This window comes from Dolichospermum sp. FACHB-1250 (assembly GCF_014696335.1).
Taxonomy (GTDB): domain Bacteria; phylum Cyanobacteriota; class Cyanobacteriia; order Cyanobacteriales; family Nostocaceae; genus Dolichospermum; species Dolichospermum planctonicum.
This window is the reverse complement of record NZ_JACJPZ010000008.1, coordinates 84,635-105,115: the sequence shown is the minus strand read 5'-3', so window position 1 is coordinate 105,115 and position 20,481 is coordinate 84,635. Positions and strand designations below refer to the sequence as shown.

Sequence of the window (20,481 nt, the reverse complement as noted above, 5' to 3'; positions counted from 1 at the left end):
GATAAATAAAGATTTTTTAATGCCGCAAATTCTGCTTTAATATCTAATTGCCATTCTGGAAGTTCTTGAATGCGATAATCTAAATAATGTTGAGAAAATAAGGGTTTATTTGTATTTTTTGTATTTGTCATAATTGGAAATCGAAAAAATATATAGATGGGGATATTTTATCCTAGATATAACCCGCCCAAAAATAAACTTCCGGGCTAATAACCAAAGTCCGTTAAAAAGGACTAGAAATTTCTTTTATTCGTCTAAATACGACTATCGCTATTAGAGTCAGAATTAAATTAATTTTGATAGCGCAGTTATTTTAATTAAGTCCTATACTCAATTATATCGCCTCCAATTCTAACACAAATTAACACAAATTAACACAAATCCATGCTGGGCAACAAACAGGAAAAAAATCAAAGATATTTACAGCAATTTTCATTTATTTATGCCACAATCTAAATTAATCTACTTATTTGCGCCTTTGTGTCTTAGCGCGAAACTTTGATTAAAACGTGGTTCATTAACCTAAAAATGGCCGTAACTGCAACTTCTCTTGTTTGCGTCTGGATCATCTCTGGCTGAGACCAATTCATTTTTTTAACCAAACTAGACTGAGAAAATTATGTTAACATCTGCAATTAACAATCAAAATGCAAATCCTATCCAATTAATCAAAGAAGGTGTAGCTATAAGCGATCGCTCTCACTGGGGTCGTATCCGTGTTTCTGATGATGACAGATTACGCTTTTTACACAATCAAAGCACAAATAATTTTCAAGTCCTCAAACCCGGTCAGGGCTGCGATACTGTCATGGTGACATCTACAGCCCGGACGATTGATTTAGTCACTAGTTATGTATTAGATGATGCTGTTTTGCTCCTAGTTTCCCCTAACCGTCGTCAGCTAATCATGCAATGGTTAGATCGTTATATCTTCTTTGCAGATCAGGTCAAATTAACTGATATTACCGCAGAAACGGCAACTTTTACCCTGATGGGACCCCAAAGCCATGGTATTGTCGAAAAATTGGGAGCTGGTGATTTAATTGGTCAACCAGATGGTAATTTCATATCAATAGATGGAGTAATAGTTGCTGTTGGTAGCGGCTTGGCTACACCGGGATATACTCTAATTTTACCAGTCACAAAAAAAGAAATATTGTGGAATAAAATCCTGAGTTATGGTGCTGGAGAATTGAGCGATCGCGCCTGGGAAATGTTACGAATAGTACAAGGTCGTCCCGCTCCAGATGCCGAACTTACGGATGATTATAACCCCTTAGAAGTTGGTTTATGGCAGACAATTTCCTTTAACAAAGGTTGTTATATCGGCCAAGAAACCATTGCCAGATTGAATACATACAAAGGTGTAAAACAATACCTTTGGGGTATTCATCTCCATGGTGCGGCTGAACCAGGAACAATCATCACCATTGGCGACGAAAAAGTAGGTAAACTCACCAGCTATACAACCACCCCGGATGGTCATTTTGGACTAGGTTACATCAGAAGTAAAGCTGGTGGAGTTGGTTTAAAAGTGCAAATTGGGGAAACAGAGGGAGAAATAGTGGCTATTCCCTTTGTTTCTCACGAATATCCCTTGAATAACGGGTAATTAACCAACTTAATCCTAAATTCTCTATTGCAAGCTACACAGAATTATCAATGAATTAATCCTGATATTTTATACAGCTTTATCCATTTCCTCTACCCCGACAAAATTCATCTATCCAAGAAGGTAAACTACTGCTAGGATGAGACGTAGTAAAGAGAATATTTTGGCTGGGAATTTTGGAGATTTCAGTAGCTATTTGTTCCCTTTCCACGGGAACAGGTAGCCTAACTAAAGAATGATCATAAACTGGCGTGGCCACTGCAACCACTGAAACACCCGTATTCATTTTCAATAACACTTGTTTGCGTTCTTTAGCTACAGATAAATCTGTCAATGGGATACGAATAGGAGAGGTACTAACAATCTCATTTTTCGCTGTAGAACGCTGAGATTTCAAGCTATTTAATTCCTGTTCAGGATTGAAGTGTAAACCTAAAGCCGCAATTATTTGATCAGGATTATTATTTAAATCCAAAATAAAAGGCAGGATTTTTTTTAACTCTGATTCTAAAATAGATAAAGTGGCGATTATGTAACCCGAAGAAGGACGACGTATACCATCATAATCTTTCCAAATTCGCATTTTAACTAGCCAAGAACGATTTTGCTCATAATAACTCAGCCACTTAATTTTTAATGATTGACGTAGATGCTCAATATCCATTTATTCCCTCCTTTCTAATTTGCACCTGACAGAATTTATATATTTTCAGTAATTTTTATCCGTTCTATAAAACTTACCCAAAATTACCAGAGTCTATAGGACTTAGCCCTGAAGAATGTTCCCATAGCCTCTCAAACATAAGACTAAAATCCTGACTACGATCTCATATATTAAGCTGTTATGCAGCTAAATTGTACAATCCTAATCTGGCTAAATCTTCTGGTGCGGGCATCCTGCCCGCTATAATTATACAAGTTAAATGCAGTACAGATGATGCCAGTTGCGTAGTAATTCCGCCATTATGCAGCGCTAAAAATCTTAATTAATCATCAGTCCTTTACTTGCTAACCATTCACTATTAAATATGCGTGATTGATAGCGAGAACCACTATCACACAAGATAGTAACAATAGTATGTCCAGGTCCTAATTGTTTGGCTAAAGCCACAGCCGCAGCCACATTAATCCCTGTTGAACCACCCATTAATAAACCATCTTTTTTTAATAGTTGATAAACGACACGCAAGGCCTCTAAATCATCAATTTGGATAGCATCATCAATAGGCGCGCCTTCCATATTAGCTGTAATTCTGCTATTACCAATACCTTCAGTAATGGAATTACCTTCTATTTTGATTTCCCCGGTTTTGATATAACTGTATAGTCCACTACCCAAAGGGTCAGCAACCACACATTTAACGCCGGGATTTTGCTCTTTTAAGTACATAGCCACACCTGCATAAGTACCACCCGTACCAGTCGCCGCTACCCAGCCGTCTATTTTACCATCTGTCTGTTGCCAAATCTCTCTACCTGTGGTTTGATAATGGGCAAGACGATTAGCTAAATTGTCAAACTGATTAGCCCATAAGGCGTTTTCCATTTCTGCTGCAATTCTCCCAGATAGTTTGACGTAATTATGAGGATCTTTGTAAGGTACAGCAGGAACAGGACGAACTTCCGCACCCAAGGTAGTTAAAGCATCTATTTTTTCTTGAGATTGGGTGTTGGGAATAATAATCAAACATTTGTAACCCTTGACATTGCAGATATGCGCCAGTCCAATTCCCGTATTTCCCGCAGTCCCTTCGACTACTGTACCACCAGGTTTGAGCAGTCCTTTTTTTTCCGCATCTTCGATGATGTAAAGCGCAGCCCGATCTTTTACAGAACCACCAGGGTTTAGAAATTCCGCTTTGGCTAAGATATCACAACCTGTTTCTTCACTAAAACTGTTTAAGCGAATTAGTGGTGTGTTCCCAATTGTACCGACAAATCCATTTTTGGTATCCATATTGAATTTACTTGATTTCTTCCCAATTAAATTTTGACATTGATTGAGTGAGAGTTGGGGAAATAGAGTTTTTGATTTTATATAGGACTTCAGCAGGTGTCACAAAAAACTATATTTTTATATTTTTTTGTCTGTAGTCCGGGCTTTAACCCTGAGCATATTCCCCAAGTTACCCGCAAACACTTAGGAGATCATCCTATTTGTGTAAGTCCTTTCATACTGCAATCTCTAGTATTTGGGTAGATTGATCATTTTATATTTCATAATACCAAATATCTTCTTGTTTCACTATAATCCGGTGCTGAGAAAGTCTATTAATTAGTCCTTCCTGTTCTAATTGTCCTAATATACGAGTGATGGTTACACGAGTGGAATTGATCAGTATTGCTAAGTCTTCATGAGTTAAAGGCATATCAATTAATCTTCCTGCTTGTACTTCTGAACCAAATTTTTTTGATAACCATGCTAATAATCGTATCAACATGGTTTCTACTTTTTTGTGACTGCGAATTACCATTAATTCTTCCGCTTTTTGAATGTGATTAAGCAAAGTATTTGTCAGTTGCGTCCAATCCTCTACAGGTATAATAATCGCTTCTACCTTGCTTAAACACTCTATCTGATAAGGTTTCATTGTTGATAGCATTTCCCCAACTAGATCCCCCGGCCCCCATAATCCTAAAGCTACTGTCGTTCCATCTTCTAAATAAGTATAAGTTATGACAAATCCTGCTTCTATTTGCCATAAAGCATTCTTTTTACTCGGCAATAAAGATCGCCTGGTAAAATGTTGTTGGCTATTGTGAGTAGCTGTTTGCGCTAGACTTGTGTATAATGACATCAGTATCTATATTACTTTTCTCCGATACAGTAACCGTATTATAGATAGATATGGTAATAAAAAGCTATTGTCTAGAAATTTCTATAATTTCTATTTAATTGTTCCATTTAATTGTGCCGGTTTCTCACCCGTGCAGGACTACCTGTAGGAATTGCAGCAATTAATTTTTGCGTGTATTCTTCTTTTGGTTCAAGATAAATACTTTCAGATGTACCTGATTCTACAATTTTCCCTTGATTCATGACTAAAATGCGATCGCTCAAAAATTTCACTACACTTAAATCATGGGAAATAAAGATATAAGTGAGTTGAAAATCTTCTTGTAATTCTTTCAATAAGTTTAAAACCTGCGCTTGTACAGAAACGTCTAAAGCTGAAACTGACTCATCACAAATAATAAACTTAGGATTCAAAGCTAAAGCGCGGGCAATACAAACCCGTTGACGTTGACCACCGGAAAATTGATGAGGATATTTTTTCATATCATCCGCACTTAAACCCACCCTTACCAAAAGTTCCACTACCCTAGCTTGTTGCTGTTGTTTTGACTTACCCACACCATGAATTAACAGCGGTTCTATAATCGCTTCCCCAATTTTTATCCGGGGGTTGAGGGAACTAAAAGGATTTTGGAAAATAATTTGCATTTCCCGTCGTAAGTGCTGCAAAGTTTTCCCAGTTGAATGGGTAATATCTTGTCCATCAAATAATATTTTACCGCTCATGGGTTCGATTAGTCGCAGCAAGGTTCTACCCAAAGTAGTTTTACCACAACCCGATTCTCCCACCAATCCCAAGGTTTCTCCAGGAAAAACATCAAAGGAAACCCCATTTACAGCCTTATGGTAGCGTTTTGTTTCTCCAAATACTCCCCGCACAGGGAAACCTACCTCTAAGTTCCGCACGGTTAATAGCGGTTGTTTGGCACTAATATTTGCCAGTCTTTCCTGAAATTCTTTCTTAGTAATTTCCGCTGGTTTAACTGGTTCTTTAGCCTTAATTGTGACTTCTCCCCACTCATTTTTGACTACACTCATGTAGTCAGAAACAGTTAGGAGTTTGCGGGGACGATGGTTAAGGCTGGGACGACAAGCTACAAGTCCTTTAGTATAAGGATGTTGGGGGTGATTAAAAATTTGTGCGGCTGCTCCATATTCGACTATTTTACCTTGATACATTACCGCTACTTGGTCAGTAATTTCCGAAATTAATCCCAAGTCATGACTAATAAAAATCATAGCCATATTGCGACTTTTTTGTAATTCAGACAACAATTCTAAAATTGTTGCTTGTACAGTCACATCTAAAGCTGTAGTTGGTTCATCCGCAACTAACACAGAAGGATTACAAGAAATTGCCATAGCAATCATAACCCGTTGTAACTGCCCCCCTGACAATTGATGAGGGTAGCGATCTAGCATTGCTTCTTTATGCTGCTTTATTAATTGTGCTAATTTAAAACTGTCCAGTGCAGATAAATCATAATTAAGATACTGTTGTTGAATTTGCTCATCACTAGGTAAGAGTTTAACCTCTTGTAAACCAGCGATCGCAATTGCTTTGGCTTGAATTGCATTCACATTTTGATGACGCATAATTGCCTCTTGCAATTGAAACCCAATAGTATAAACTGGATTTAAAGAACTCATTGGTTCTTGAAAAATCATAGCAATATCACCACCTCGATAAAGCTGCATTTCTTGAGGTGGTAAAGCTAATAAATCCAGCGGTTGGCCATTGGTTGGAGAAAACCAAATTTCCCCCCCACTAGCTTTACCCGGATATGACAACAAACCCATAATTGCTAAAGCTGTCACTGACTTTCCACTTCCCGACTCTCCCACTATACCTAGAGTCTCACCCTGATGTAACCGAAAGCTAATACCATCTACGGCTTTAACCTTCCTGCTATCACTAATAAATTCAACTTGTAGATTACGAACCTCTAGCACTATTTCTTTCATATTATCAATTACCAAAAAATTTACAATTTACCTAAAATATCAGCTAATAAATATCCCGGAAGTTTAGACAAAGCTAAATTTTGTCCTTGAATGCCTAACTCATTATGGAAAGTCCGAATTATTTTAATAATGTGGTTGATGGTTATTTGATAATTTTCTGTTTGTTTACTAAATCCATTTAGGGCTTGTAAATGATTTTCTAAAGCAACTTCTAAATGTCGAGAAAGCATTTTTTTATCTCCATTAAAACCCACATTGGTAACTAAATAATAATTAGCTATTCCCAAAGTATTATGTGTCAACCACAAATCAAAACTTAAATTTATATTAGTTAATGAGTGAGCAGTATTCACAGCTTCTTCATAAGAATTAATACATAACTTAATAAATTTTTGTTGATCTTCCTTTGTTGTTGTCCGCTGATTTGCTAGATGCCAGTAAGCGATACCGAGATTATTTTGAGTAGCAGCATAAGCATGGGGTGAATTTGTTGATGTTCGATATTTTAGCACTTCAGTGTAAATCTGAATCGCTAATTGGAGATTTTCCGTTGGTTGTTCATATTGAGAAAGATTCCAATAAGCCGTACCAATGTTATTTTGAATCATCCCATATTTTAGGGGTTCATCTGTCGGTTGATAGTGAACAACGGCTAATTTATAAGCAGCGATCGCTTTTTTAATATGTTCTACAGGCCGATTATACTGCCCTAAATGCCAGTAAGCTGTACCTAAGTTATTCTGACAAGCAGCATATTTTAAAGGTTCTATTTCCTCCTGTCGGTAACGAAGTGCTTCATGGTAAGCCATAACCGCCAAATTCCAGTTTTCCACTGGTTCAGAAAACCTGGCCAAATCACCATAAGCCGCTCCCAAGTTATTTTGGATACGAGCATAAGTTTCTGGTTGAGTATCACCCGTAATTAGCTTCAGTGCTAATTTATAAAAATCTATACCTTGCTGAATATAAATTTTCGCTTCTTCTGAATTATCACGGATGCGGTGCAACATCCAATAAAGTGTCCCCAAATCATTCAAAATATCTGGAATTTGTGGAGAACTTTCATCATAGGTAACCGCTTCCTGATAAGCGAGAATTGCTATCATTAAGTTTTGGAGAGTTGCTTGTCCTTGCTCAATGCGCGAGCGATATAAATTACCCAAACTTTGATAAGCAATAGCGAAGCACTCACCAGGAATTGCTAACTCATTTCCCCTGGCATTTTCAATGTGTAATTGCTCAATTTCCCATAATATTTGTTGTGTTTGTCCGCTATCATCAGTATTTAGTGTTTCTTTGATTAATCCATGTAATTCCTGATTAATATGAGATAAAGAAGCAAAACTTTGCTCAGTGGTTATTTCAGAAGCTTGAGCAGGAGATTTTTCAGGTATTTGTGTTAGTAAATTTTCGTTTTTAGTTGCAGATAAATCTGGTTGATTTGTTTGTCTGATGTCTTTATAAATTTCCTCTTCATCAACAAATAAATCCTGCAAATTTTCCCCATCTAAACGGACAGAATCTGCGAAATCCTCTGCATAAACTCTATTATCTACAGTTGGTGTCGGTTCTCCGGCAAATATAAATACACCAGTTCGACAATGCCAAAATTTGGGTGCTGATTGCTGAATTGCCGATAACCAAGGACGAGAAACCCAAAATAACAAACTGGATTCTAAAAAACTACTCGATTCCTGACCCGATAGATATGCTTCACTTAGTCTGAGATAATTCAAGAATAACCGTTGTACTGCTACTGGTTCTTTAGTCAGCATTTCTACCCCCACAATCTGAAATCCTGGGGTTGGTAAAGGACGGCCAGAATTATTTTTTGAACCTCCCACAATGGGGGGTGGATAATTAACTAACCATTGATTTATTTGCGCTATGGGATTGGGATCACTGACATTTAATCGCCAAGTGACTAATCTTGGATAAGCTTGAGTGCTAAACTCTTCTCTATTCTCTTGCTGATAGAGGATATTTCCCACTGGATAAGCTAAGAGTGAGTGTAAACGCGCTGCTATGCGATTTCTTAACTTTAAATCGTCACATATAGCAAATAGAATTTGTCTACGCAAACCCAGGCTCAGGGACAGCTTTAGGCGTTGATAGACTTGCTGATTCTTAATATTTTTTGTGTGTAGAGTTTCATTCACGCTTCTATGTATTTGGCTTTGAGCCCTTTTTTCTGTATACATCCTGACTGAATAAATTCATTGAATATTAATGTCACATCTGACGATGTTGATTTTCACCAAGGACAGCAAGTATCTTCTTGCGGGTAATGTTAGCTAATGCCTCCGGCACGCTACCGGGAATGTCAATGTTTAAGATCCGTAAATATGCAAAGGATACCGATTTAACCCTAACAAGCCTGTCTAATCGTCTGGTTCTAGAGTAGAGAACCAGCTTCTTATCCTACTCCCTCGTAGGTCTTTAACTCTGGTCTTTAACCTAGTCAGTCAATCAGATGTGGGCGATTTTCCCCGCCTTTAGGTCTGGGGTTTCTAACTGAGATATTTTCTTTTTCAGGATTAATTAAGGTTTTCCGGCTAGATCGAAGTTAAAAAAATATAACTATACTTGCTATCGTTCCATCTTAACAAAAAATCAGGCTCTTTGTGAAAGCAAGAACCTGAGATCAAGAAAAGTTAAAATTTATAAAAGTTCTACAATCAACCGACATTGGAAACAGTAAAGGCCACAAAAACTACTCCCCCAACTAAAAGCGCCGCCGCAATTCCTAAGATAATATAATTACGCTTTTGAGCGTTCGTTGGCGGTTCCGCTTGATAAACCTTGGGTTCTTTGGGGAAATTATTAAGACGGCCGCCTTCTTCCGTTGTATAGGGCATAAAGTTATTCCTTGTTATCTTCTTTTACTTAATGTTACACAAATTTGACATTACTCTCTTGACGCTCCCTGCCCTATAGAGGGACGGGGATTCTTGTTTCAACGAGCAACCTTACCCAAACTTGTTACCAAGTCTGGGTAGAGGGTCGTCTCTCCACAAGCGTTAAAAGTTCCGGTGCGCCCCACCGTACTTAGATCATAGCCAGTTTGTTTTAGTGCTTTTGCTAGTATATTTATTGCAGCATTGTGGTCACGGTCAAGAATACACCCACATTTACAAACATGAGTTCTAACTGAAAGTGATTTTTTAACTATTTCTCCACAACTAGAACAATTTTGAGAAGTATATTGAGGTGCAACTGGTACAACCACACGCCCATAAACTTTACCAAAATATTCTAACCATTGAGTAAACAATGACCAACCAGCATCACTAATTGACTTGGCTAATTTGCTATTTTTAACCATATTTTTCACTTGCAGTTTTTCAAACGCCACTAAATCGTTAGATCTAACTACGCACAATGCTGTTTTCACAGCAAAGTCTTTACGTTGACGTGAAACTTGCAAATGTTTTCTACCAAGACGGTTAATAGCTTTTTTGCGATTATTAGAACCTTTCTTTTTGCGACTAACTTTTTTCTGTAATCGTTTTAAAGATTTTTCTGATTTCCGCAAATGCCTAGGATTATCAATTTTATCCCCTTGAGAATTAGTGTAGAAACTGTTAAGACCAACATCTAAACCAACGGTTTTACCTGTAGCATTGATGTCAATATTCCGTTCTGCATCTACACAAAACTGGATATAGTAACCGTCAGAACGTTTAACTATCCTAACTCTCTTTATTTGCTTAATCTGGTAAAAATGTAAATCCCAAGTTCCAATTAATTTCAACTGACCAATACCACATTTGTCTATGAAAGTAATGTGCTTACGGTAATCTAAAAGTTTCCATCCAGTCTTATATTCAACTGAACGGTTATTTTTTTGAAATCTGGGATAACCCTTCTTACCTGGAACTTTTGCCTTACAATTATCAAAAAATCTTTTAATTGCAAAAGCAGTTCTCTCGGCTGCACTCTGTCTAGCCATTGAGTTTAATTTATCAGCAAAATCAAATTCATTAGCTAGTACCGCAGTGTATTTATTTAGGTCGTAGGGTTTAACATTTTGATTGTCCATCCAAAAGCGCAAACACTTATTACGGATGAACTGAGTTATCCGTATAGCCTCATCAATTTTTTGATATTGCTGCTTTGTGCCTTTGGCTTTAAATTCAAAAACAATCATCTTTTATTCCCAATCCCGACCTATTTTGAGTATAATATACTTTAGGGAATTAGTCAATACCTAATGGTAAAAATGAAACTACCCTCTCTCACGATTAAGCTGCGATATCCCTTGGAGGGTGTTTAATTTTTACCCGCCTTACATCCCCACCCTGTAGAGGGATGGGGTATTACGGCGTTTTCTGATAAAAGTAGATAAATAGTTAAATAAGTTAAATGATTTAAAATTTCTGTCTCAGGACTTACGCAAAAAGAACTGAAAGTAGGGGTAATTCATGAATTACCCCTACGCAAGAATAAGGTGTTCAGCCACATCTTACGTAAGTTCTATGTCTATGATTTTCGATATTTGACCCACTAATAGACATCTGGAGGTAAAGGGACAATTCATAAATTTCCCCCGCCGGGTTTTTATGTCCCGGACATTTAATTTTCCCCAGATGTCTAGTAAAACTTTAACCTTTAATTAGTGTACCGCACGGATAAGTAGCCGTTTTTTGCTGACTAATCTCACTCACAGGCTGATCCTTAGCCGCTAAATAATCTTTTTGCAATGTATCTAATAAAGTTTGACGTTCATCATACAACCGCTTCAAGGAACGAGGTAGACATTGATTTAAGACATAAGCTGTCACCAAAGGTAAAGCAATTGTACTATCAGTATAACAAACAATGGCACTAGGTAATTCATCGGGATCAATTTTACCCCAACTCACAGCTTCAGCGGGAGTCGCCCCAGACAAACCACCAGTATCAGGACGTGCATCAGTAAACTGAACAAAGAAATCATGTCCCCGTTCTTCCAAACCTAACACCTCGTGTATTTGCGGTTGTGTTTGTAATAAAAAGTTTTTAGGACTACCACCACCAATAATTACCGCCGCACTTGTACCATCATTTTCTCGCGCTCCATAAACAATTGCTGCGGTTTCATTGACATCAATAGCCGGATCTATTACTAGCTTTGAACCTTCTAAAGCCAAAGCGGCCACATTCATACCGATAGAACTATCACCGGGAGAAGAAGTATAAATAGGTACACTATACTCATAAGCCGTCGCCAATAAACAGGAATTTTTCACCCCCAATTGCTGTTCTATTTCCCACACGCACTTACCCAGTAAATAATGAAATTCCGCCGTTCCCATCCGCTTTTGGAAAGGTTCGGCTTGGAGAACTTTACGGATAAAAGCGTCAGTTTCTAGCAGTACATCGTAACCAAAAATTATATCATAAATTCTGATTGTCCCTTCTTCCCGCAATTTGACATCATCTAAAAAAGGACTACCAGCAAATAGTTCAAAACCCAAACCATAATGCATATCATGATAAAGATTCGCACCCGTGCAAATCATCCAGTCAATAAAACCATTGCGAATTAAGGGCGCAAGAGCAGAAACCCCAAAACCTGCCGGTGTCATAGCCCCAGACAGGCTAACTCCTACGGTGACACCCTCTTGAAACACTTCCTTAGTCAGCAGTTGACAGGCTTCCCGCAACCGGGCTGAGTTGTAGGCGGTAAAATAAGTATCAATCAAGTCAACCACGCTAACATTGTTAGATATGGGAGTAGGTGCAATTTTCTTACCTTGTTTTTGTGACATTTTTGGGAAATCCTGAATACTAAATATGCCGAATATAATGTTATCGTATTTAAATGTACGGAATTTGCTAAAATATTTTGTAGCGATATGAGTTAGGGACAATCCTTAATGGCATACTCAAGGATTTATGCAGTTTTGTATTTCTATTATTTGCTATGATTAAAGACAACTAACTTGTTATTAATTATGGCACAAGCTTTAGTGAGTCTCTCTGAGGAAATTCCGTCCCAACCCGCACCATTGGAATTTACCACTGATGGTGTGATTGTGATTAGGATAGGTAAAACTCGCGTAACACTCGATACGGTAATTGCTGTTTTTAAACAAGGAACAACAGCAGAAGAAATTGCTTATCGTTATCCATCCCTTAAACTTGCTGATATTTATGCTACCATTGCCTTCTATCTCAATCATCAACAAGAAGTGGAAGTCTATTTACAACAAAGACAGCAACAAGCACAGGAAATTCGTAAAATAAATGAGGCCAGATTTGACCCCCAAGGGTTGCGTGATAGATTGCTGACGCGGAAAGCAGAACAAGAAGTATGTTGAAACTGCTTGCTGATGAGAATTTTGATAATACTATTGTGAGCGGATTGTTACGACGTAACCCAAATATTGATATTTCTACTTTAATTGTTAGCACACCAGATACTTGTGGTGGTTGTCCGCGAATTGCTGATACTCGCATTACTGTTCAGTATATTGTCAATGAAATTAAATCTGGTATGACCCCAGAAGAAATTATTGAAGATAAGCCTTATTTGACAATTGCAGGTATTTACACGGCGTTGGCTTATTATTATGCTAATAAGGAATCACTAAATATTGAATTTACTCAATATCAAGAAGAATGTCAACGACTCGAAGCAGAATATAAAACAAATTATTTCAGATCGTAGCTAACAGAATTTATGTGATTTCTAGTCTATCATAACTAATGAATTTGTCAAAACACAAAAATTATACTTCATGCTCTTAGTCTTAACAGTTATTTATCAACAGGGTTTATGAAAAGCGACACACCAGAAGAATTAAATCCAGATCCAGAAATTTCCCGTTTAATTGATGAGGTAATATCATCCTCACAAACTGATGAAAAATACCGTCAAAAAATGCAGCGACGGAAAGAAATTCAAGACCAAAGAATAGCTAAAGCCATACCCGAAAAAGGCTTAATTATCGTCAATACTGGTCATGGAAAAGGTAAAACTACAGCGGCTTTAGGAATGGTTTTGAGATCCCTTGGTCATGGACATAAAGTAGCCATAGTTCAATTTATTAAAGGGGCGTGGGAACCAGCAGAAAAACGCGCTTTTAGCCATTGGGAAAACCAACTAGAATTTCATGCAATGGGAGAAGGCTTTACATGGGAAACTCAAGATCGTGATCGGGATTTGGATAAAGCGGCTGCTGCTTGGGAAAAATCCTTAGAATTTATCAAAAATCCCGATTTTAAATTAGTGCTTTTAGATGAAATTAATATTGCTTTGAAAATGGGTTATTTACAAGTTGAACAAGTATTAGCAGGTTTAGCTCAAAAACCACCGGAAAAGCACGTAATTCTCACGGGAAGAGGCGCACCACCCGCATTAATTGAAAAGGCTGACTTAGTCACTGAAATGACATTAATTAAACATCCTTTTAAGGATCAAGGTGTAAAGGCACAAGCAGGAATTGAGTATTAAGAATTAATACCGTAATTTGTATTGGTGATAGATATTTGATGATATTAAATAATTAAATAATATATCTATCACCGATTTATTAATTACCTAAAACCATCGCTTCCCTGTTGACATATCTGTAAAATTTCCCTATCATTAGAACTTACATAACTCAACCGATGATAGTCTTTTAAAGTTACTGAATAAGGATAAGTTGTGAACTCATTTTCATTAATTTTAGGGATTGTACCTGTTGTCGCTACCCCTATTGTCCCGACTTCCCCAGGTAAAGTTCTCACCATCATAGCTAATTTTCCTGACTTAGCCAAACTACCCTGAAAACAAGTAAATTCAGATTGGGGAACATACAAAGCACCAATGATTTGATTTTGGCGTTTTTGAAAAACAATGTAACCCTCTTCTGATTTTCCATACAGATAAATACCATCTTGTTCTGGAAATTGGAGTTTTTCTTTTCTCCCTGATTTTATTGTATTTGTGGATAATTTTGTCGTATTTTTCCTGAATTTATTAGCAGATAATTGATAGGAATTAGCAGAATTATAAACTTGAGATTTTTCGGCTTTCTCCTGTTTTATTTCCCCAAGTCGTGATCTAATCAAATGTCCAGAATTAATCTCATTTTGATGATTATGTGATATATAATTAGTAGACAAAGTTACTGATGATAGTAGTTTTTGATGTTGTTGACTAGAATAAACAATACCTAAAACACCAACGGAAATAATCAAGCCAGTCAGGGGAAATTTTAGTTGGCTGGAAGTAATGAGTTTGGAAATATGATTAAGCATACGATTTCTCCTGTAACAAACTTAACCGTTGTTTTTTCGCCTCTTGGAATAATAACTAAATACTAATGATTAAAGATTCCCTCGAAAGTTTCATCTATATATTTTGACTTTAAATCATCAAAAAATCGCTATTTATAGAATTTTCGGGGATAATCTCAAATAATCATTATTTAATGAATTTACGCTTACTTTCATTAATTCATCCACTAGGGGGATGTAAAATTGAGCGAGATTTGAGACCTTTTTACTTTGTCATTGTCATTGTCTGTTTTTCAGTGATCAATAATACGTTTTATTTTTTTTATGACCATTTGAGAACAAATTATCCAAACATCTTGTGATCAAACCTTCTTCATTCCTTAACTTCTCAATAAATACAAGGACTAATTCACATATTGCCCGCAATACAAAAAAAATTACCCCCTGAGTTCAGGAGGCATATATCCAATTAGGATGATTGAAAACACGCTCTTGCGCGTTCATATTTCTAACTAGCAACGTATTCCTTAACATTAGCGCGGCGACGACGTAAATGTGCGAGGGCTTGATGCTCCAATTGACGCACTCGTTCCCGACTGAGGTTTAACCGTTCTCCAACTTTCGCTAAAGACATTTCATTTCCGTCTTCTAAACCAAAGCGTAAAGCTACAACTTGACGCTGTTGGAGTGTGAGTTCAGCCAGCAGGTTATTCAAGTCCTGACGGAGAAATTCCTGGGTGGTATAATACTCAGGGGAAGGACCATCATCTTCCAACATTTCTTGTAACTCAGTATCTTGGTTATCACCAACACGCACATCTAAAGAAACTGGTTGACGCGCCATATTCAGATATTCACGAATTTGAGCGGGTTCTAACTCCAATTCTTGAGCAATTTCGACTGGTGTTGGCGACCTTCCTAGTTTTTGCGCCAATTCCCGCTGAACTTTTTTAATTTTGTTCAATTTCTCAGTAATATGAATTGGTAAACGGATAGTCCGACCTTGTTGGGCGATCGCCCTGGTAATTGCTTGACGAATCCACCAGTAAGCATAGGTTGAGAACTTATAACCTCGTGTAGGATCAAATTTTTCTACACCTCGTTCTAACCCCAAAGTCCCTTCCTGAATTAAATCCAGAAATTCCATATTTCGCTTTTGATATTTTTTCGCAATAGCTACAACCAAGCGCAAATTGGCTTCAATCATTTTTTGCTTGGCTCGTCTACCTTGTACCATGAGATGATTTAATTCTGTTTCTGAATGGTTAACATGGGCAGCCCATTCTGCTAAACTGGGTTCATGATCAATTTCCTTGCGTAAAGCTTCCTTAGCTTCTAGTATTACCATCATTTGCTGTACTTGCTTACCGTAAACAATTTCCTGTTCACGGCTTAACAAAGGTACACGGCCAATTTCCCGTAGATAAGTCCGCACCATATCAGCCGTAAATTTAGCATTGATATTTTCTGTATGATTTTTAACGGTAGACATTGTTGTTTTTATCCTCTACTTTTTAAACATAATCAATATTTTTTTCAACCAAGGTAATTCCGGTAATTTTTAAGCTGACAACCTCACAATCTGATAATATATTCTGACAATATATATTACTGCTGATGGCAAGTTACCATTATTCATTACATTGATCAAGATATTACCAGGGCGTTACTATTGCAAGTAAGATTACAGATATTCCCACCTCCCCTTAATTTTGGACTCTTAGCAAGACATTTGTTTGGTCAGTTTCAAAAATTCTTCTTTTTTTATCTAGTATTTGTCTGAAAAAACAGAATCACTATGTGTCTACTTTCGTATCATATTCCCACCAAGAGCGTCAATGGTAAAGTTCACGAATAATAAATTTTGCAGTTACTCTAAGTCAAAATGTTGATGACAATTTTACCTTAACTTTCAAAAATTATGTGGCATATCCATGGTGACGCAAAAACCTCCCTTCAAGTTGCTTTCAAGTGGCCGGATAACCGAACTTGATTTATTTAGATTATGCAGGGATTTTATGAAGTTATCCGTTGTCCGTTGTCCGTTGTCCGCTGTTAATTTAACACTAAAAGCCTAAATCTGCTTTAGCTAATTCAGCAGCAGTGAATACTTCTTCATCTGACTTTTCTTCCCAAGCCATATCCCCAATTTCAGCGTAAAATGTGGTATCATAGGGACGGGTACGCACAACCACCGGCATAGGAACAGCGTGACCTAAAATCAAAGCCTGTTGTTTAGAGTCTAACTTAGCTAAGACCGAACGTAAACCCCCCCCACCGGATACACCCGTAAAAATAGCATCAATATCTTTCTCATCATTGAGCAAAGCCGTAATGCGAGTACCTATCTGGGACATAACTTCATTATCTATCCCTGATGGACGTTGATCAACTACCAAAAGTGTGACAAAATACTTCCGCAGTTCTCTAGCAATAGTTCCAAAAATCGTACTTTGGACAACTCCTGGGTCAAGAAAGCGGTGTGCTTCCTCTATTGTAATCATTAATGGTGTCGGCCGATCTAAAGGATTTTTACTTTGGAGAAATTTATCAGCTTTTCTGACATAATGCTCATGTATCCGTCTAGTGATCATATTTGTCACTAACATATATGAAAGCATATTTGACTGCGAACCAAATTCAATAACTACGTTTTTTCCCGCTTCTAAAGATTGAACTATATTTTTAACATAATTTTGCGGACAAGCACTACGCATATATTTTAAACTATCTAAACGTAATAGTTTACGCTGTAACGCCATAATTGAGCCTTTGTGTCCTCTTTTTTCTTCACAAAACATCTCAATATCTTCATTACTCATATTCAGCAATTGAATAATCCAAGATTTACCCAACTCGCTAAATAGAATATTAGCATTATCCAATGCCGCTTCTGAAAGTCCTAACTCACGATTACATAATTTAATATCTTCAACTTCTACCTGTTCATAACTAAGGTAGAGTTCTTGAGCGTCCCTAACACCTCGGCGTTTAGTCGAGTCTGGATCAAGGGTGTAAACTTCCACTTTTCCAGGAAATAACTGTTTTAAACCCTTCACAGTATTAACGTTTTTCCCTTCTGCGACTGCTTCCCAACCATATTCCGAGTGCATATCAAAAATCAAATTAACAGCCGCATTTTTACGAATCACACCAGCTAAAATTAAACGAGTGAGAAAAGATTTACCAGTACCAGATTTACCAAAAATACCATTACTCCGTTCCACAAAGCGATTCAAATCAATACAAATCGGCACATCCATATCTAATGGTTTACCGATAGAAAAGTTTTTACGTTGAGGATCATCTTCCCAACCAAAGACCTTACGAAAGTCGTCTTCGGTTGCTTCGTAAACTTGGCTAAAGTGACTAGGAATAGTTTTAACAGGTAATAATTCCATCGTCGTACTGGTTTGAGGTTGAAAGGATGCTAAACCCGTAAGCGATGGTATAAAAGAATTAGGGGATTTACCATTGGTGGAAAAAAAAGGTTCTTGAGATTCGGGGGTAAACATCAACATTGGTGCTAAGTTGATCATTCCATAAGTACCGCTACCGGCTAATACCTCGCGCAAAAAACTATCTTCCCAATTGGGAGGACTAGCAATAATGCGGTCATTTGCAGTTCCTAAAGATACATCTGTTAGGAGACAGAAAAAACGAGAGCGCACCCCCTCTACCACGAGAAATTTACCTACCCGCATATCTTCTACGGAAATATCTGGGTGTAATCTTACTTCTAACCCTCCGGTCAGAGAACCTTCAATAACTGAACCTAATGGCTGTCCCCAATTCATGTTAATTTTATTACTTATCCGTTTTGACATACCTCCTCTTCCTTTCATGAGAGAGGATTCCTTAACGCTTTACCAATTCCTTAATCAATGTTAATGTTTGTAGGTGCATTTCCCCCCGGTGGTGTAATTCCTGGTAATGGCTTTCTAAATTGTGAGTAAATGCGATCGCGCCAGGCGAAAAATGCTTCATAATCGGGATTATCAGCTATACTAGACAATCCTTTCCCTCTGAGAGATACTGGTAAATCTAAGTAAGCACCTTCAGGAAACTTTAAAAGCATTGACAAACTAGCTACTGCTAAATCTGCTAAAGTTGGCTCATCACCTGTTAAATAGGGACTATCTGCCAATAATTGGGTAATAATTTCCAAATCTTGTTTTAACCCAATAATAGCCGCATTTACCGCATCCGTTGTCAAACCCACCCCAAAACCTAGTACAGATAGAAAATCACCAGGAACACCTTCGACCAAATTTCTGAGAATATCTGGGGTTGAAACTGGTAACAAGGCCTTACGGAAATTTTGGTCTTGACTAATAGCTGCAAAAAATGCCTTTCTCCCCTTAACACCTATTGACTCATCTGCCCAATCCTCCAATAATAAAGTCAAAGCCCGTTTTTTGGGTTCTGTTGGTATCAGCGGACTATCTGGGTATGTTGAGTCTAAATACTTAGCGATTTCCGTAGAATCGAAAATATATCTATTGCCATCTTTTAACACTGGTAATTGTTTTTGTCCAGTCAGTCTAAATAATTCCAGTTGTCCAATTCCCGGTGCAACTTCGATTTTGCGGTACTCTAACCCCTTATAATCAAGGATGAGACGGACTTTTTCGGAAAATTGAGATAGTTCCCACTGATATAGTTCTAGCATACCGTATATTTTCCAACTCGTTTGGTTATCAACTTGATAATTATATCTTGAGTTTTGAGAATTTTTCCTATTAATTAATATTTTTTTGCTTGATTCGCTGTCACTAAAGTTGAAAAATATTCAGCTTTTTCTGTGAACAGCTACCGCTAATTATATCATATCTTCTTGATTAATGAGATATTTTTCAGAAAAATACCCTTCAATTACAAATACAGGACTTATCTCTACATCTTGATAAGTCCCAAAATATTCAGAAATTGACTATGATCAATCCCAAAGGCTGGGTTTTTTTTATAACATAAGTTGATCGAATTTTTTAAAATCACATTTGCAGATAAATTGTATTTTCTAGTTGGCAAAACATTATAAGTCTTGATATAACTTGTAAGCAGTCAAGACAAAAAAAATTTATGAAGAGCAATTACGGCAAATTCGGCAAATTCAGCAAATTCAGCAAATTCAAATTATTAGCATTAGCCAAAATCCTTGGTATCATGGGATTAACCAGCACTAGTCTTTTGATGAGTATAGCATCTGAAGCAAAAGAAGTGTCTAATACCAAACCAAGTATTTTCAATGAACCGCTTTATAACCGTGGTAAACAACCAAGTGTTACCATACCTGTCACAAAACCCACCCAGCCAGCAACTGAAATTCCCACTGTTAAACCCACCCAGCCAGCAACTGAAATTCCCACTGTTAAACCCACCCCAACAACACCCATAACAGAAATCAAAGAAACCAGGAACTTAATAGTGTTAGCGAACGCCAATGGCTCATTTAAAACCCTCATTAAAGCTTTAACAGCAGCGGGACTCATAGATACTTTACAAGGGGAGGGTCCTTTTACTATTTTTGCTCCTACAGATGCAGCATTTGCGAAACTACCACAAGATGCAGTACGAGATTTGTTAAAGCCAGAAAATAAAGAAATATTGCTACAGGTTTTAACCTATCACGTAGTATCCGGTAAAGTACTCTCCAGTGATTTGAAATCTGGAGAATTGAAGAGCTTACAAGGAGATCCTATTTCTATTAAAGTTAATAGTAATGGAGTAGAAGTAAATGACGCAAAGGTAACTAAAGCAGATATTCAAGGTAGCAACGGCGTTATTCATCAAATTGATAATTTGATTCTCCCTCCCAGTATATAGATTTTTGGATTTTTGGCGTTGCTGATTTGATGTATGAAAATGATTTTTGATCATACCTAAACCCTTGCAG

The 20,481-nt window shown here is 37.3% G+C and carries 17 protein-coding genes; 5 read left to right on the top strand and 12 right to left on the bottom strand.

What is annotated here, in order from left to right:
* Positions 1-619 precede the first annotated feature (619 nt).
* Positions 620-1,612 carry a folate-binding protein YgfZ gene (locus H6F39_RS04730; protein WP_190396313.1) on the top strand — a complete coding sequence of 331 codons (993 nt, stop codon included), beginning with the start codon at positions 620-622 and terminating at the stop codon, positions 1,610-1,612.
* 79 nt (positions 1,613-1,691) lie between these two features.
* Here H6F39_RS04730 and H6F39_RS04725 read toward each other — a convergent pair whose 3' ends face one another.
* The 8 genes from H6F39_RS04725 to speY form a co-directional block, all read right to left on the bottom strand.
* Positions 1,692-2,276: a DUF5331 domain-containing protein gene (locus H6F39_RS04725; protein WP_190371782.1), complete on the bottom strand. Its 585-nt coding sequence runs from the start codon at positions 2,274-2,276 to the stop codon at positions 1,692-1,694.
* A 318-nt stretch (positions 2,277-2,594) separates the two neighbouring features.
* The gene (locus H6F39_RS04720; protein ID WP_137906941.1) at positions 2,595-3,569 is read right to left on the bottom strand and encodes a cysteine synthase A; all 975 of its coding nucleotides are present in this window, start codon (positions 3,567-3,569) and stop codon (positions 2,595-2,597) included.
* A 253-nt stretch (positions 3,570-3,822) separates the two neighbouring features.
* The gene (locus tag H6F39_RS04715; RefSeq protein WP_137906942.1) at positions 3,823-4,410 is read right to left on the bottom strand and encodes a Crp/Fnr family transcriptional regulator; all 588 of its coding nucleotides are present in this window, start codon (positions 4,408-4,410) and stop codon (positions 3,823-3,825) included.
* Positions 4,411-4,517: 107 nt separating this feature from the next.
* Positions 4,518-6,374: an ABC transporter ATP-binding protein gene (locus H6F39_RS04710; RefSeq protein WP_190371783.1), complete on the bottom strand. Its 1,857-nt coding sequence runs from the start codon at positions 6,372-6,374 to the stop codon at positions 4,518-4,520.
* A gap of 20 nt (positions 6,375-6,394) precedes the next feature.
* Positions 6,395-8,575 carry a tetratricopeptide repeat protein gene (locus tag H6F39_RS04705; protein WP_137906944.1) on the bottom strand — a complete coding sequence of 727 codons (2,181 nt, stop codon included), beginning with the start codon at positions 8,573-8,575 and terminating at the stop codon, positions 6,395-6,397.
* A 477-nt stretch (positions 8,576-9,052) separates the two neighbouring features.
* Positions 9,053-9,232: a photosystem II assembly protein Psb34 gene (psb34, locus tag H6F39_RS04700; protein WP_137906945.1), complete on the bottom strand. Its 180-nt coding sequence runs from the start codon at positions 9,230-9,232 to the stop codon at positions 9,053-9,055.
* 98 nt (positions 9,233-9,330) lie between these two features.
* On the bottom strand, positions 9,331-10,524 hold the full coding sequence (locus H6F39_RS04695; RefSeq protein WP_190396312.1) for an RNA-guided endonuclease TnpB family protein: 1,194 nt from the start codon (positions 10,522-10,524) through the stop codon (positions 9,331-9,333).
* 454 nt (positions 10,525-10,978) lie between these two features.
* A complete protein-coding gene (speY, locus tag H6F39_RS04690) occupies positions 10,979-12,127 on the bottom strand; it encodes a deoxyhypusine synthase (RefSeq protein ID WP_190371785.1) in 1,149 nt (382 codons plus the stop codon).
* Positions 12,128-12,313: 186 nt separating this feature from the next.
* Here speY and H6F39_RS04685 point away from each other — a divergent pair, with 186 nt between their 5' ends.
* The 3 genes from H6F39_RS04685 to cobO all read left to right on the top strand — a co-directional run bounded on the left by H6F39_RS04685 (position 12,314) and on the right by cobO (position 13,815).
* Positions 12,314-12,679, top strand: coding sequence for a DUF433 domain-containing protein (locus H6F39_RS04685; protein WP_137906947.1), 366 nt, complete (start codon positions 12,314-12,316; stop codon positions 12,677-12,679).
* Positions 12,673-13,029: a DUF433 domain-containing protein gene (locus H6F39_RS04680; RefSeq protein WP_236097062.1), complete on the top strand. Its 357-nt coding sequence runs from the start codon at positions 12,673-12,675 to the stop codon at positions 13,027-13,029. Before H6F39_RS04685 ends, H6F39_RS04680 begins: the two co-directional genes overlap by 7 nt.
* A gap of 108 nt (positions 13,030-13,137) precedes the next feature.
* On the top strand, positions 13,138-13,815 hold the full coding sequence (gene cobO / locus H6F39_RS04675) for a cob(I)yrinic acid a,c-diamide adenosyltransferase (protein WP_137906948.1): 678 nt from the start codon (positions 13,138-13,140) through the stop codon (positions 13,813-13,815).
* A gap of 83 nt (positions 13,816-13,898) precedes the next feature.
* Here cobO and H6F39_RS04670 read toward each other — a convergent pair whose 3' ends face one another.
* The 4 genes from H6F39_RS04670 to H6F39_RS04655 all read right to left on the bottom strand — a co-directional run bounded on the left by H6F39_RS04670 (position 13,899) and on the right by H6F39_RS04655 (position 19,257).
* Positions 13,899-14,606: a hypothetical protein gene (locus H6F39_RS04670; RefSeq protein WP_190371787.1), complete on the bottom strand. Its 708-nt coding sequence runs from the start codon at positions 14,604-14,606 to the stop codon at positions 13,899-13,901.
* A 487-nt stretch (positions 14,607-15,093) separates the two neighbouring features.
* Positions 15,094-16,077, bottom strand: coding sequence for an RNA polymerase sigma factor, RpoD/SigA family (locus H6F39_RS04665; RefSeq protein WP_137906950.1), 984 nt, complete (start codon positions 16,075-16,077; stop codon positions 15,094-15,096).
* A gap of 574 nt (positions 16,078-16,651) precedes the next feature.
* Positions 16,652-18,382 carry an ATP-binding protein gene (locus H6F39_RS04660; protein WP_190371813.1) on the bottom strand — a complete coding sequence of 577 codons (1,731 nt, stop codon included), beginning with the start codon at positions 18,380-18,382 and terminating at the stop codon, positions 16,652-16,654.
* A gap of 80 nt (positions 18,383-18,462) precedes the next feature.
* Positions 18,463-19,257, bottom strand: coding sequence for a glutathione S-transferase family protein (locus tag H6F39_RS04655; protein WP_137906951.1), 795 nt, complete (start codon positions 19,255-19,257; stop codon positions 18,463-18,465).
* Between the two features lie 410 nt (positions 19,258-19,667).
* Here H6F39_RS04655 and H6F39_RS04650 point away from each other — a divergent pair, with 410 nt between their 5' ends.
* Positions 19,668-20,411: a fasciclin domain-containing protein gene (locus H6F39_RS04650; RefSeq protein ID WP_190396311.1), complete on the top strand. Its 744-nt coding sequence runs from the start codon at positions 19,668-19,670 to the stop codon at positions 20,409-20,411.
* Positions 20,412-20,481 lie beyond the last annotated feature (70 nt).